Genomic DNA, 13,804 nt, shown 5'->3' on the forward strand with positions numbered 1-13,804 from the left:
GGGTCCGCTTCTCAGCGGAGCAGCGACCGCTCGGTGGGTGCCAGCCGTAGCCGCTGTGGTGCCCTGGCCCACCGCTCCGCAACGGTCGGCAGCACCTCCTCGCGCCAACGTTCCGATGCCTCCAGGCGATTGAGGTGACGGTCGATGTGGTCTTCGTCGGTGAAACGCGCGAACCATACGAAGACCTCCTCGTTCGTTCGTACCGGCAGCGCCGGGAAGGTGTTCGGGGCGTGTTCCGACTGTAGGTACGCCAGTGGCTCGCCGCCGGTCTCGGCCAGTACGGGGCGCACACGCTGCTGGAAGAAGTCGGCGAACGTGGTGTCGAACGGGCGGTGGCCGTACCAGATCGTGGCGAGGACGAACGACGGTGGCGATGGTGCCGGCTCGCCGGGTGCCGGTCGGGCGGCGACGGGCACCGGGAGTCCACCGCGCACCGAGGCCGGTCGCAGCAGCAGCACGTCATCGGAGTCGATCATCGTCGCGTTCGCCTCGTCGCGGTGGGCCTGCCAGACCGGGCCGCCGTAGAAGCTCTCCAGGGCCTCGGCACGGTGCGGCATGTCCTCGAAGCCGCGGAGCCAGACGAACCGGTCAGGGTCGTCCAGGTCACGGAACTGCCCCAGGACGGTCGCCCCCACTGTCTCTTGGGACTCGACGAACTCCCGGTCGAACAGATCGATCAGCACGTCTCGTCGTCCTGGGTGCAGCGTGTACTGCCGCAGCTCGACGACTGGGCACCGCGGGGCTCTCAGCACTCTTGCTCCTCGTTCAGCCATTGCAACCATCTTTGTTACAGCAAGCGGTAGGGTGGCTGCCTGACCACCGCTCTGTCGGCTAGTTCACCAGCGTCTCGCGCAGTACATCGGCGATCGACGTGTCCGCCAGCTCCCGTCGCATGGCCTGCTCGACCCGGCCGTAGACCCCGCCGAGGGCGGGGCGGATGCCTCGGCCGACCGGACACTCCAGGTTGGGTTCGGTGCGGTGCAGGCCGAACGGCGGCTTCGCGTCGACGGCGTCGTACACCTCGAGCAGGGTGATCCCCTCCGGCTCACGGGCCAGACTCCAGCCTGCACCGGCGCCGTGGCGGACCTCCACCAGACCGGCTCGCCGCAGGTCACCGAGGCTGCGACGGATGATCACCGGGTTGGTGTTGACGCTGGCCGCGACCTGCTCGGAGGTGAGAACCTCCTGCCCGCGGCGCTGCGCCAACGCCAGCCAGGCCAGCGCATGCGTCGCGATGGTCAGTCGACTGTTCGCCGCCATCACCCTTCCCCTCCTCGCTTGTCGCAACAGCTTCTGTTACAGCCACGCCTGCAGTCAAGACACGTCGGGACCCGTCACGACCCGTCGGGTCCCGTCGGGGCACCCAGGGACACGTCGGGGATCGCGCCAGAGGCCAGGAGAACCGCGGTCTCGGCCACGGTGAGCGGCCCCGCTCAGCAGTGCCATGTCTCCTTCCGTCGCGATCGCGTGCATGAGCGGAGCCGCACCGTTTCCTTCATCAGGGTCCGCACCCGCAGGGAGCAGCCGGGCGAGCAGTTCCACGTGCTGGCGCTCCACGGCGAGGAGCTCGGCGGCCACCGGCCACTGCCCTCGACAGCCGCCTGTGACTCGGGGAGCGACGATGAAGACCTCGAACCGTCGCCAGGTGCGCTCCACCGCAGCCTCCAGGTACGGCCGTGCCGTGCGGCTCCGGCGCGTGACCGATGGCGTTGGCCGCGTCCTGGCTCCTGCGGGCAGGCGGGGGGCTTTTATTCCGCGAATTTCGGCTGACTTCCGGCAATGAGCCCGTTCCCGTTCCGTCGCTGATCATCCTGCGGGACGTCCGCGGGTTCCTTGGCGGCTCTCCCGCGGCGTGGCTCCATTCCAGCAGAAATCATGTCCTCCGATTCCCCTGCCCAACTGGTGAAACCTCCGGCGGTCGTGTTGAAACGTGGTGTGGATCACCCTGCTCTGCCGGGACGCAAAGGGTGTTTCCATCTGGCCAGTAAGTGCTTTCTGTGGGGTGGGGGCGTGTGAGACGGTAAGGGCTCCAGCTCCCCGTGCGAGAGGAAGAGAATGAAGCTTTCCGTGCGCCGTTGCCTCGGCGTTGCAGCAATCTCTGTGGCCGCGCTGACCGCCACGGCCGTGCCGGCCACGGCCGCCGTGGGGTCGTCCACCACGGCTTCCGCCATCGGGCCGTCCATCAACCGTACGGACTGCAACGAGAACGGCTACCTCGAGATTCACAACAACGACGGTCGTGACACTCTCTGTTTCGCCAACGCCGGATCGATACCCGTCGCCATCTATGGCGTGAACTGGGTGGAGTCGGGGAACAACGTCGCGACCCTTCAGTTCCAGCGCAATCTGAGCGATCCGAGGCTTGAAACCGTCACACTGCAGAAGTGGAGCTCGTGGAATCCCGGCCACGTCCACGAGATCATATCCATCAGGATTCACTGAGATCTGAGTGCGGCATGGGGCGCCTTTCGAGGCGCCCCTTTTCGGGCATGCCATTTCATCTTCGCGAGGGGGCCATGACAGCGGCTCAGCGGAATGCGGGGTAGGCAGGGCTCGAATGAGCCGGTCGTGCGGTGGCATCAGCCAATGGCCGGCGCGGGCCACGAGCAGCGGCTGGAAGAAGCCTGTGCTCCGCGGCTGCCCGCCGCTCTCGCCCGGCTCGCGGCGGACCATCCCCGCACCGTGGTCCACATCCGGGAAGGCGAACCCGAGGAGACCGTGCCGCTCGTGCGTCAGGGCGCCGTGGATCTCGCCCTCGCCTACCACTTCGACGGTCCGCTGCCCGTCGGGCCGGGCGGGGCTCGGCTCCGGCCTGGAGGGGACGCCGCTCCTCGAAGACACCCTGCACATCGTCCTGCCGTCAGGACACCGGCTCGCCCACCGCGACGTACTCGACCTCGCCGAGCTGGCGACCGAGCCCTGGGTGCTCGGCTGCCTGAAGACCGCGGCACATCTTCGCCGCTACGCCGAGCGCGCCGGCTTTGATCCGGAGGTGCGCGGAACCACGACCGACTACTTCTTCGCCCGTTCACTGGTCGCCGCGGGCATGGGAGTCTCCCTGATCCCCTCCGTCGCGCTCGCCCCGAAGATCCCCGGCCTGCGCGCCGTCCCGGTCAAGTCGCCGGGGCCGATCCGGCACATCGGCGTCGCCGCGATCGGTCGCGGCGACCGGCCCCACCTCACGACGCTCGTCCAGGCGCTTCGCGAGCAGGCCGTGCGGCACGACGGGTGGTGATCCGCCTGCTGGGGACGGCTCCCGGCCGGATGAGCGGAGGCTGATCAGATCAGCGGCCGGCCGGTGCGGGCTGATACCCGCACCGCAGGAGGAGCACGGTGAGACCATCCGGGCGGAGGCGCCTCGCCGGCAGATTGCCCTTGCCCGGGTGCCGGCCCGCTGCCGCGGCGAGGACGAACTCGAGGGCACTGCCGAGGGCATCTTCGACCGTTTCCGCTGAAGCCGACGACGCGGTGCGGGAGCACAGGCGACCCGATCACGTGGGCAGCGTGCTCGTACGGGCGTGTGACGGTGTCCGACTGCCCCCGGCCGGCGCCGGATCGACCGGCCCGGGCAGCCCTGCCAGGTCCGCTGCTGGGCCTGGGGCTGCGGCTGGGTCTGGGGTTGGGCGTCCCAGGGACGACTCGGTGCTCTCGCCGAGGAAGCCGCCCGACTGGTGCTGCCACAGCTTGGCGTAGGCGCCGTCCGCCGCGAGCAGTTCCGCGTGGGTGCCCTGTTCGACGACGCTTCCCCGGTCGAGGACGACGAGCCGGTCCATGCCGGCGACGGTGCTCAGGCGATGGGCGACCACGAGGGCCGTACGTCCGTCCATCAGGCGCCACAGGGCGTCCTGGACGAGGAGTTCGCTCTCCGAGTCCAGCGCGCTGGTCGCCTCGTCCAGCAGCAGGACCGGGGCGTCGCGCAGGATGGCCCTGGCGAGTGCGACGCGCTGGCGCTGGCCGCCCGAGAGTTTGACCCCCCTCTCCCCCACCAGCGTGGCGAAGCCGTCGGGGAGTTGGTCGGCGAACTCCGTGACGTGCGCGGCCGCGGCCGCGACGCGGATCTCCTCGTCGGTGGCGCCGGGCCGGGCGAAGGCGATGTTGTCCCGCAGACTGCGGTGGAACATGGCCGGTTCCTGTGGGACGTAGGCGATCAGGGAGCGAAGGTCGGTCTGGCGCAGCCGGCTGATGTCCTGGCCACCGATCAGGATGCGTCCGTCGTCGATGTCCGACATCCGCAGCAGGAGCCGGGTGAGCGTGGTCTTGCCGCCCCCGGACCTGCCGACGAGACCGATCCGTGCGCCTGCGGGGACGTCCAGGTCGAGCCCCTGGAAAATCGGTTTCGCACCCGTGTGGGCGAAGGTCACCGCCTCGAAGCGGATGCTCGTGTCCCGCGGGGCGAGCGGTTCGGGTTCCGTCGGATCGAGCACGGTGGGCGGGTCCAGGAACAACTCCGTGAACTGCGCGGCCTCGGTCATCGAGCTTTCCAGACGCCGGTAGATCTGGTTGAACTCGAACATGATCTGTGTGGCGTTGGAGTAGTAGGTGAAACTGACGACGATCTCCTCGACTCCCTGGCCCTTGCCACCGAAGGCGACGGCGACCAACAGACCGAGCACGTTGGTCAGCACGGACATCGGGGCGACCAGGGTGTCGACGCGCAGATTGCCGTAGTCCCACGACCTCAGCGTGAGAAGCCGGGAGTCCGCGACCCGACTGCGGTGTTCGTCGGCCTCCCGCCGCTCCGCCGCGAACGCCCGGATGGTCTCCATGTTCATGAGGCTGTCGGCGACGTGGCCGGAGACCCGGGCGATCGCCGCCTCACGGTCGTTGACGAGTCTCTGCCGGCGGCGGATCAGAGGCGTCGCGGCCACCGCGGTCAGCGCGATCATCACGAACAGGCCGACGACGAGCATCGGTTCGTAGCTCCACAGCACCACGGCACCGAACACCAGGGGGACGAGACTGCCCACGATCCGGTACGTCACCGTGTCCACGAAGTCCTCGAAGCGCTTGCCGAAGCTGAGGACCCGTTTGGTCAGGGAGCCGGCGAAGTTGTCATGGAAGAACGCGGCGTCCTGGGCCAGGAGTTCGTCCATGCCGCTCACGTACAGGTGTTCCATGCCGAGGGCGTCCACGCGGTTCAGGCAGTGCTGCCCGATCCGCCACACGGCCTCGGCGAGCAACAGCGCCACGCCGAACCCCAGCACGTACGGCAGCGCCGCACCGGGGTCGAGACCGCCGTCATCGGCGGCCTGTCCTGCCAGTTTGGCGATCAGCAGGGGGGCGACGTAGCGGATCCCGATGTTGCCCACGGCCGGCAACAGCAGCGCGGGCAGGGCCAGCTGTCGTAGCCGCAGCAGTTCCCGGCAGTAGCGGCGCAGCGCCAGAACGACCGCGCTCCTGCCCGGCGTCGGCCCTCGCGTATCTGTTGTCCCCATCACACTCCCGGAGGTCGGACGTGGGAAGTCTCCCGTCCGCGGAGTTTCCCAGTCCAGGCATTTACGGCGGACCGGCGAGAACCGGACACCGCCGGTCTCACCGGACACAGGGCGGTCGGTGGTGGGCTCGCGACGGTTGGCGCAGGAGACGTCGTGGCAGCTCCGGAGCCCCGGCTCAGCGTGTGTCCATCGTGCGTTCGACGGAGCTGACGACCCACCGGACGCGGAGGCGCGGGAGCCGCCGTCGCGCAGGGTTCGGTCCACCTCGCCGCAGCAGCCACCCGGGGGCACCGGCTGCCCCTGGCAGCGAGGCGTGGAGGCCCTCGGAGGTCGTGCGTCAGCCCGCGACGACACGCTCAGTCGCGGCCGCCGGGGCGGGAGTCGTACCGCACGCAGTGGAACCGACCGGCGTCCTCCCGGCCGGACGGGTCATCGCCCAGCGCCCGGACCGCCGTGATCGCATACCGCTGCTCCCGGTCGTCGGTGAACCGACGCTGCGGGTAGGTACGGGACGGATCGACCGTGGTCTGGAGGCCGCGCTCGGCCAGTGCCCGTACCACCGGCGCGTAGGAGACGGTACGGAGCACGAACGCGCTCACCCATACGGGGCGACGTGCGCCGTCGAGCAGTGCCGTGAACGTCCGTTCCGTGATGTAGCTGCCGCCGCCTGTCAGCGTGATCAGACCGAGGTCGGCGAGCGCCCCGCTCAGGCGAGGGCCGGGTGGGCGCTGTTCCAGATTGTCCGTGAAGGCGGCGTCCAGCAGGCCCACCTCCAGGGCGTACCGCACCGCGGGCGCGGCCACGTCCAGCCCGTACACCGGTACGGCGTCGGGTCTGCGCCGCTCGGCGTAGAACTTCTCGTCCCAGGCGGAGAGTTCCGCCGTCGACATGGCCTGTGCCGCCCGGGAGGTGTATCGCTGGTACAGGTCCGCCAGGGTCACGTCGTGGTTGAGCAGCGCGGCGTTGATGCCGTACGAGCAGCACACGTCCAGCACCACGGGCACGCCGGGGCGGCCGTCGTCGAGCGCTGCCCGTTCGGCCGCGGCCTGCCGGAAGGCCGGCTGGGCGTGCCGCGGGATCTCGTACTCCAGCGGCGCGAGCCGCAGGAAGTAGGCGCGCGGGTCCGGACTGTCGTAGATGTCGTCGAACCTCGACTTGCCCCCGGCCGCGCCGCCCCCACCACCCGAGCTCCGCCCGGTCATGGTCCGCTCCTTTCGTGACGGGACGCACCGCATCCACCTGCCAGTATGTGAGGCCCAGGTCCGGGTGGCGGTGGCGCGCGAAGGGCGCGCGGATGCGTCCGGCGGCACGGAACGCGGAGGACGGCTGGAGTCACCACGCGTCTCGTTCCCCGATCGTCTACAGTGTCGTAGACCGTCTACGGGAATGTAGACGGTCGGGTGCCGCGCATATCGAGTGCCGTGTGTCCGGTCGTCCGTCCGGGAGGACTCTTGCCGATGACCCCACCTGTGCTGCTCTCGTCACAGCTCGCGGTGAACCCTCTGGACGCGCAGTCGCTTCTGGCCGCCTTCGGCGTACTGGGAGTGGGTGTGGTCATGTTCGCCGAGACGGGCCTGTTGATCGGCTTCTTCCTGCCGGGTGACTCCCTGCTGTTCACCGCGGGCCTGCTGTGCACCGGCACCGGGCAGCACGGCGTCCGGCTGTCGCTGGGGCCGCTGTTGGCCGCCGCGGCGGTGGGCGCGCTGGCCGGCGCTCAGTGCGGCTATCTGATCGGGCGCCGGGCGGGTGGTGCCCTGCTGGCGCGCGGCCGTTCGGCGAGGCTTCGGGAGGGCGCGGAGAGAGCCGAGGAACTGCTCCGTCGCTACGGGCACGCCAAGGCGATCGTCCTGGCGCGCTTCGTGCCGGTGGTGCGGACCGTACTCAATCCGCTGGCGGGGGCGCTGGAGGTGCCCGTCCGGGTGTTCACCGTGTGGCAGGTGGCCGGGGGCCTGGTGTGGAGCGTGGGCCTGACCCTGGCGGGTTACGCGCTGGGCTCCTCGATCCCCGACGTGGACCGCTATCTCCTCCCGCTGGTCGCGCTGATCGTCGCGGTGTCGCTGATTCCGCTCGCCGTCGAGCTGTACCGCGGCCGCGGGCGGGACCGCGGCCGCGGGCGGGCCGAGGAGAAGGAGGTCCGCGGATGATCCTGGCGTTCGACGGGGCGTCGATCGACGGCTCCGTCTATCGGGACCTGGTGGATCTCGCACAGCGCTCGCCGGGCTGGCTGAACACCGCGGTGACGCTGTGGTCGGCGTACGGGCCGGCGGTGTTCGCCCTGCTCATGCTGGCCGGCTGGTGGCGGGCCCGGCGGACGGGGGCGACGGCGGCGGTGACCGCGCTGGCCGTTCCGGTCGTCGTGGTCCTGGCGTACGGCGTCGACGCCGTGCTCAAACTGGCCGTCCGCGAGGACCGGCCGTGCCGGAGCCTGCGGGTGAGAACCCTGGAGGCGTGTCCGGCCCCCGGTGACTGGTCGTTCCCCAGCAACCACGCGGCGATCGCCGCGGCCGCCGCCGTGGCGCTGCTGTTCGTCTCGCGGCGGCTGGGCGCGGTCGCCTGCGCGGCGGCGGTGGTCATGGCGGCCTCGCGGGTCTGGGTCGGCGTGCACTACCCGCACGACGTGGTGACCGGACTCGTGGTGGGCGGGTCGACCGCACTCGCCGCGATGCTCGCGGTCCGGCGCGGGTCTTCTGCGCTGGCCCGTCGGGTGGCCGCGTCGGCTCCCCTCCGCCCGCTGCTGTCGGCCTCGTGAACCGCAGGGACGTCACCGAGCCGGCCGGCGGCATCGGCCTCGGCGCGTGGTCGGCGTTCGCGGTGCTGACCATGGTTGTCGGCCACCAGGCCGGAGCTCCGCTGTGGCTTGATCACGGTCTTCTCACCTGGGCGGTCGGTCATCGCCCGGAGCCGGTCGTGGCCGCGGCTCGGGCGGTGACCAGTACCGGTACCGGCGTCGTCCCCTACGCGCTCGCCGCGCTGGCCGGCGCCGTGGCGGGACGCACCGCGCGGCAGCGGCTGGTCGCCACCGCGCTCTGCCTCGCCTGCCTCGGACTGGGACAGCTGCTGCGGTACGGCCTGATGGAGCTCCTCCGCCGGCCGCGCCCACCGCACGGGGACTGGACGACACACGCCGGCGGCTTCGCATTCCCGTCCGGGCACACCACGACGGCCGCCCTGACCGCCGGAATGCTGATCATCGCGCTGACCCTGCGTGCCCCGCGCGGTGGCGTGGCACTGCGGATCGCCGTCGCCTGCTGGGGCCTGCTGGTGGGCGTGACCCGGATCTACCTCGGCGTGCACTGGTTCACCGACGTCGTGGGCGGCTGGCTGTTCGCCGTCGGCTGGCTGGGGGCGTGCCTGCGCGCGGTCGCCGCCCTCCCGCCCACCGCTTTCCCCAGCCACACGAGCGATCCGTCCGCGGAGCCGAGGGAGGACCATGCGCCCCAAGATCCTGGTGGTGGAGGACGATCACGCCCTGCGTGACGTCCTGCGCCGGGGCCTGTACGAGGAGGACTTCGACCCGGTTCCGGCCGCCGACGGCGCCACCGCCCTGCGTCTCGCCGCGGACGGTGTCGCGGCGGCCGTCCTGGACGTAGGCCTGCCCGACGCGGACGGACGGGACGTGTGCCAGGCGATGCGAGCCCACGGTTTCCCCGGCCCCGTGATCTTCCTGACCGCGCGGCACGGGCTCACCGACCGCCTCTCCGGCTTCTCCGCCGGGGGCGACGACTACCTGCCCAAGCCCTTCCACCTCGCCGAACTCGCCGCCAGGCTGAGAGCCGCACTCAGACGGACGGCCACCACGACGCCGGCCTCGGCCGGTGAGCTGGTTCTGGATCCGGTGGACCACAGCGCGAGCGCGCATGGCGTCCGCGTTCCCCTGTCCCCCACCGAGTTCCGGCTGCTGGCCACGCTCGTCGCCGCGGACGGCATCCTCGTACGCCGCCGAGACCTGGTGCGGGCCGGCTGGCCCGAGGGCGCGCAGGTCGGCGACAACACGCTGGACCAGTATCTGAGCCGGCTGCGCCGCAAACTGCGGGAGGCAGGCAGCGGTCTGACGATCGACACGGCGCGCGGGATCGGGCACCGGCTGTCATGAACGGTTCCTCCGCCATGGCCCGTTCCTCGCCTGCCATGGCCCGTTCCTCGCCTGCCATGAACCGTTCCTCGTCCGTCCTGCGGCACCTCGCCCCACGCACCCTGCGCGGCCGTCTCTCCCTGGTGGCGCTGACCACCGCGGCCCTGCTGATGACCATCCTGACCGTCGTGTTCAACACCGTGACGGGCCGGCACCTGCGGCACCAGGCGGACGACGAACTGCGCAACCGGGCGGCAGCGGTGGCCACGACCGTCGACACCACCGGGCCCCGGGTGCGCATCCTGGACACAGCCCACGACCACCTCCTCGACGCCGACGTGTGGATCTACGCCGGAACCCGTCTTCTGGAGAAACCGCCGTCCGCCACGGCCGGCGACCCGCCGTCCGAGGCCGCGCACCGGCTGGCCGGTGGGCCGAACGACGCCTGCGCGACCGTTGAGGCACACGGTCACCGACCCGTCCGGCTGTGCGCCCACCGCCTCTCCGGCCGTCGCGCCGCCGCCACCGTCGTCACCGCCCTCGATCTGACTCCGTACCACAACTCGGCCGTCACCCTGCTGCTGGGCTCGCTCGTCCTGGACGCCGTGATGCTCGGCTGCACCTACCTGCTCACCCGGCTGTCCGTCGGCCGCGCACTGCGTCCGGTGCGGACGATGACCGACCAGGCCACGCAGTGGAGCGCCGTGGGCTCCGAAGAGCGCTTCCGCACGGAGGAGCACCCCGCCGAACTCGCCCGCCTCGGTGCCTCCCTGGACGCGCTCCTGGACCGCATACGCACCGCCCTGCGCCACGAGCAGCAACTGACCGGCGAGCTGTCCCACGAACTGCGGACGCCGCTCAGCCGGATCATCATGGAACTCGACTGGTGGCGGGCCCGCCCCCGCACGGACGCCGAGACCCGCGCCACCCAGGAGGTGATCGCCGAGGCCGCCCGGTGCATGGGCACGATCTGCGACACCCTTCTGGCCGACGCCCGGGAGAACGCGCTGCACCCGGAGACGGCCCCGGGAACATCCGACGTCGTGCCCGTCCTGGACCGCCTGCTGCAGCGCCTGGACGCGCCGGACCGGGTGACGACCGCGGTGGAGGGGGAAACGCCCGTTCTGGAGGCGGGTGTCTCCCCCGCTCTCCTCGAACGCATCCTCAGCCCCCTGCTCGGCAACGCCGTCCGCTACGCCCACTCCCGCGTGACCGTGTCCGCGCGGAGCGTCCCCGGTGCCTTGCGGATCGACGTCGTCGACGACGGCCCCGGTGTGCCGGTGACGTTCGAGAACGAGCTGTTACAGCCGGGCCGCCGTGCCGATCCCGGCGACGGGCACGACGGCGCGGGCCTGGGCCTCCCGCTCGCGCGGCGCCTGGCCCGCGCCGTCGGCGGCGAGGTGTCCCACGACCCCCGGCACACACCGGGGGCCAGGTTCACGGTCATACTGCCCACGGGGTGACCGCTGCCCGCGCATCCCTCACCGAGCGGCGTTCCTGCGCGTGGGCGTACGCCATCACCTACCTGACAGGCTCTCGTCCAGCCACGTTCCGTCGCGCATGATGACCCTGCCGCGCAGCTCCGGTTCGCCGCGCCACGCGCGCACCGTCTTCGGCACCACACGCACGTAGAGGAAGGGACCCTCCTCGGCACGCGGGTCCCATCCGAACTTGGCGGCGAACCGCTCCGCCGCGTCTCCGGGCACGTCCTGGTCCAGGAAACACTGCGCCTCGCCCTGGAGAAGCACCACATCGAAGGTGTCAGGCAGCGCCAGGCGCACGCGCGGCTCCGCGCGGGCGTTCCGCGCCGTCACGGAAGTGGCGCTGGTGCACATCCACACCGCTCGACCGTCCCACACGAACCACAGCGGCACCTGATGCGGCCCGTGATCAGGATGTGCCGTCGACACCCATACGTCCCGCTCGGCAGCGAGTCGCTCCAGAGTGTCGCGCCTGCGTTCCGCCGTCTGACGGCGAAGAGTTCCCGTGCTCTGCATGAGCGCCGACCCTAGCCAGTGGACTCACAGCGCGCATGAGGCGCGAGACCTACTCCGGACGACCGACAGACCTCTCGGCCTCCTCACCCCGGTCGATGCGTCAGGCACCCGACGCACGGACCGTGGCCTGCGTCTGGTGGAGCTGGTTCGGCACATCGCTTCACCGGTGCCGTGCGCGCACTTCTCCCCTCGGCCGGAGAGGAGGAGCGTCGAGCAGAACCGCGTAAGGAGGCGTTCAGGCGAAGGGCGCGACGACCCGGGAAGCCGCTGACGTGCGAACGGCTGGTGGCGCCTCTGCCCGACGTGCGCAACCGGCGCGAACCAGGTGCTGTCGGACCGCACGTGCGGGGTCAACGACAAAAACGCGCTGGAGACGTGCGCCAGATCGATGTGACGCCGCCGAGTGAGGTCCACGCGCGGGTTCGCTGGACGGGAGTTCAGCAGGCCTCCGCCCCTCGGGTCAGGAAGATCCGGACGTCCTGCATGGCGGACGGACATCATCGCGAGCCGCCCGTGGGAGTCCCGTGATGAGGTCAGGGGTTCGTCCAGGCCTCGGGGTCCGTCGCGAGGCTCAGGACCTCGTCGGGCAGCTTGGCGGCGGCCACGTGGGCCAGGGTGACCTCACCGAGGATCTTGCGAACGTTGGCGCGTACGGCGATCCACAGCGGCAGCAGCGGCTCCGCGGGGCCGCGGTAGGACAGCTCGGGCGGGCGCACTCCCCGCACCGACACCAAAGGGCCGTCCGCCACACGGATGACGTCGGCGATGGCGATCGAGTCCGCCGGACGGGCGAGCCGGTAGCCGCCCTTGCCGCCGCGCCGGCTCACCACGAGACCACCCCGGCGCAGGTCGCCGAGGATGCCCTCGAGGAACTTGTGCGGGATGCCCTGCGCCGCGGCGATCGCCTCGGCCTTGAGCGAGGTGTCGTCCCCCGCCGCGGCCAGCTCCAGTGCCGCCCGCACCGCATAGTCCGCCCGCGCCGAGATCCGCATGCCGCGATTATCCCCCACTCTTGTGTTCCGCCCGTCACCGGTCGCACCGTCAACCAGGGAGGGTGAAGGGTGGGTGCGTTCCGTTGAGGAAGTAGTCCCCGATCTCGCGCAGCCTGTGTGCGGCCGGCTCACGCAGGGTGTGCGTCCGGGCGTCGCGCCAGAAGCGGTCGAGTCCGTGCCGCACGGAGGCCGCGTCGGTGCCGATGACGTCCAGGGCACGGGTGGTGATCTCCTGCGCGGCCCGGGTGGCGGCGGCCTCCGCCACGCTCGCGAGAACGGCGGTTTCCGCGCCCTCCTCGTCGTCGAGATCATCGCCCTGTGCGAGGCCGCGCAGCAGGGCCTCCACCGCCTGGTCGGCGAGGGCGGAGGCGGCACACGCGGTGACGGCCAGCTCACCGTAGACGGCCAGTGCGTAGGGATCCTGCGGGGGTCCGTCCGGCCAGGGCTCCGGCGAGAAGGGCTGCCAGGGCGACCGCACGGCCCGTCCGTGATCGTGGACCTCGGCCAGCAGTCCTTCGGCGATGCCGAGACAGAACTGGGCGGAGACCAGCCGGGCGGTCGGCACGGCCAGGGAGGCGGCAGGTGGCAGGACGCCCTCGTCCGGCGAGAGCGTGCCGAGCACGTCGTCCGCCGCGACCGGCACGGAGCCGAACTCCACGGCACCACCGGCCGCCAGACGCTGACCGAAGGTGTCCCCGCTGATGCCGCTCACCACACCCGGGTGGGCGGGGTCGACGAGGACGGCCAGCGGCTCGCCGGTGCCGTACTGGGCCGCGCGGACCACCAGTCTGTCGGCGATCCCGACTCCGGCGGCATACCGCTGGTAGCCGTCCAGCAGATAGCCGTCCGCCGTGGGAGTCAGGATGAGCGGCGGCTCGTGTGAGGTGATGCCGCCTCCCCAGCACCACTGCCCCGCTGTCGCTTCCCGCTCGATGCGGGCGGCGCGGGCCGGGGTGGCGAAGAACCGGGCGCTGCCGAACAGGAAGTAGTGGTTGCCCAGCAGGTGGCCGATGGCCCCGTCGGCCGCGGAGACGGTCCGGATGACCGCGCAGGCCGTACGCCAGTCCCCGCCGCCTCCGCCGAGTTCGGCCGGAGCCAGCAGCGTCAGCAGCCCCGACTCGCGCAACCGCGCCACCTCGTCGAGCGGTGCCCTGCCCACCTGTTCGCGCTCGACCGCGTCCGCGGCCAGGTCGTCCGCCGTCTCACGGGCTATGTGCAGCCAGTCGACCTGCCGGGCTCCCGCGTCGGTCACCTCATGGGCCACCAGCGTCACACGCGCGTCCGCTTCATCCGGCTGCGGCTGTCGCC

Annotated in this window: 14 protein-coding genes and 1 pseudogene; 8 read left to right on the top strand and 7 right to left on the bottom strand. The window is 71.3% G+C overall.

Features of this window, described 5'->3' with window-relative positions; translation table 11 throughout:
- Positions 1–11: 11 nt before the first annotated feature.
- Together ACZ7N4_RS35565 and ACZ7N4_RS35570 are read right to left on the bottom strand one after the other, a co-directional pair.
- On the bottom strand, positions 12–782 hold the full coding sequence (locus ACZ7N4_RS35565) for an NIPSNAP family protein (protein WP_471367360.1): 771 nt from the start codon (positions 780–782) through the stop codon (positions 12–14).
- A 49-nt stretch (positions 783–831) separates the two neighbouring features.
- Positions 832–1,260, bottom strand: coding sequence for an Rrf2 family transcriptional regulator (locus ACZ7N4_RS35570; protein ID WP_471367362.1), 429 nt, complete (start codon positions 1,258–1,260; stop codon positions 832–834).
- 795 nt (positions 1,261–2,055) lie between these two features.
- On the opposite strand from ACZ7N4_RS35570, the gene ACZ7N4_RS35575 reads away from it, so the two are divergent.
- The 3 genes and pseudogenes from ACZ7N4_RS35575 to ACZ7N4_RS35585 all read left to right on the top strand — a co-directional run bounded on the left by ACZ7N4_RS35575 (position 2,056) and on the right by ACZ7N4_RS35585 (position 3,235).
- A complete protein-coding gene (locus ACZ7N4_RS35575; protein WP_471367364.1) occupies positions 2,056–2,442 on the top strand; it encodes a beta/gamma crystallin domain-containing protein in 387 nt (128 codons plus the stop codon).
- A 93-nt stretch (positions 2,443–2,535) separates the two neighbouring features.
- A pseudogene (locus tag ACZ7N4_RS35580) lies at positions 2,536–2,703 on the top strand (hypothetical protein); the annotation flags it as partial.
- Positions 2,627–3,235 carry a LysR substrate-binding domain-containing protein gene (locus ACZ7N4_RS35585; protein ID WP_471367422.1) on the top strand — a complete coding sequence of 203 codons (609 nt, stop codon included), beginning with the start codon at positions 2,627–2,629 and terminating at the stop codon, positions 3,233–3,235. The pseudogene ACZ7N4_RS35580 and the gene ACZ7N4_RS35585, both read left to right, overlap by 77 nt.
- A 256-nt stretch (positions 3,236–3,491) precedes the next feature.
- On the opposite strand, the gene ACZ7N4_RS35590 is transcribed toward ACZ7N4_RS35585, so the two are convergent.
- Together ACZ7N4_RS35590 and ACZ7N4_RS35595 are read right to left on the bottom strand one after the other, a co-directional pair.
- Positions 3,492–5,435 (bottom strand): ABC transporter ATP-binding protein, encoded by a 1,944-nt coding sequence (locus ACZ7N4_RS35590; protein WP_471367367.1) that lies wholly within the window; start codon positions 5,433–5,435, stop codon positions 3,492–3,494.
- A gap of 356 nt (positions 5,436–5,791) precedes the next feature.
- Positions 5,792–6,637, bottom strand: a complete 846-nt coding sequence (locus ACZ7N4_RS35595; RefSeq protein ID WP_471367369.1) for a hypothetical protein — start codon at positions 6,635–6,637, stop codon at positions 5,792–5,794.
- A gap of 255 nt (positions 6,638–6,892) precedes the next feature.
- On the opposite strand from ACZ7N4_RS35595, the gene ACZ7N4_RS35600 reads away from it, so the two are divergent.
- Genes ACZ7N4_RS35600 through ACZ7N4_RS35620 form a run of 5 tightly spaced genes read left to right on the top strand, consistent with a single transcriptional unit; the run spans position 6,893 to position 10,970 of the window.
- Complete coding sequence (locus ACZ7N4_RS35600; protein ID WP_471367370.1) at positions 6,893–7,579, top strand: DedA family protein; 687 nt, start codon at positions 6,893–6,895, stop codon at positions 7,577–7,579.
- Positions 7,576–8,184, top strand: a complete 609-nt coding sequence (locus tag ACZ7N4_RS35605) for a phosphatase PAP2 family protein (RefSeq protein ID WP_471367372.1) — start codon at positions 7,576–7,578, stop codon at positions 8,182–8,184. Before ACZ7N4_RS35600 ends, ACZ7N4_RS35605 begins: the two co-directional genes overlap by 4 nt.
- Positions 8,181–8,912 carry a phosphatase PAP2 family protein gene (locus tag ACZ7N4_RS35610; protein ID WP_471367374.1) on the top strand — a complete coding sequence of 244 codons (732 nt, stop codon included), beginning with the start codon at positions 8,181–8,183 and terminating at the stop codon, positions 8,910–8,912. The genes ACZ7N4_RS35605 and ACZ7N4_RS35610 overlap by 4 nt, the downstream gene beginning before the upstream one ends.
- Positions 8,866–9,528: a response regulator transcription factor gene (locus ACZ7N4_RS35615; protein ID WP_471367376.1), complete on the top strand. Its 663-nt coding sequence runs from the start codon at positions 8,866–8,868 to the stop codon at positions 9,526–9,528. Before ACZ7N4_RS35610 ends, ACZ7N4_RS35615 begins: the two co-directional genes overlap by 47 nt.
- Before the next feature lie 56 nt (positions 9,529–9,584).
- On the top strand, positions 9,585–10,970 hold the full coding sequence (locus ACZ7N4_RS35620; RefSeq protein WP_471367378.1) for a sensor histidine kinase: 1,386 nt from the start codon (positions 9,585–9,587) through the stop codon (positions 10,968–10,970).
- 54 nt (positions 10,971–11,024) lie between these two features.
- Here the strand turns inward: ACZ7N4_RS35620 and ACZ7N4_RS35625 are convergent, their stop codons facing one another.
- From ACZ7N4_RS35625 to ACZ7N4_RS35635, 3 genes are all read right to left on the bottom strand, one after another.
- On the bottom strand, positions 11,025–11,504 hold the full coding sequence (locus ACZ7N4_RS35625; protein ID WP_471367380.1) for a pyridoxamine 5'-phosphate oxidase family protein: 480 nt from the start codon (positions 11,502–11,504) through the stop codon (positions 11,025–11,027).
- A 533-nt stretch (positions 11,505–12,037) separates the two neighbouring features.
- Positions 12,038–12,496, bottom strand: coding sequence for an RrF2 family transcriptional regulator (locus ACZ7N4_RS35630; protein WP_471367382.1), 459 nt, complete (start codon positions 12,494–12,496; stop codon positions 12,038–12,040).
- Between the two features lie 49 nt (positions 12,497–12,545).
- Complete coding sequence (locus ACZ7N4_RS35635) at positions 12,546–13,769, bottom strand: acyl-CoA dehydrogenase family protein (RefSeq protein ID WP_471367384.1); 1,224 nt, start codon at positions 13,767–13,769, stop codon at positions 12,546–12,548.
- Positions 13,770–13,804: the final 35 nt, after the last annotated feature.

It is taken from the genome of Streptomyces sp. NPDC107654 (genome assembly GCF_055639035.1).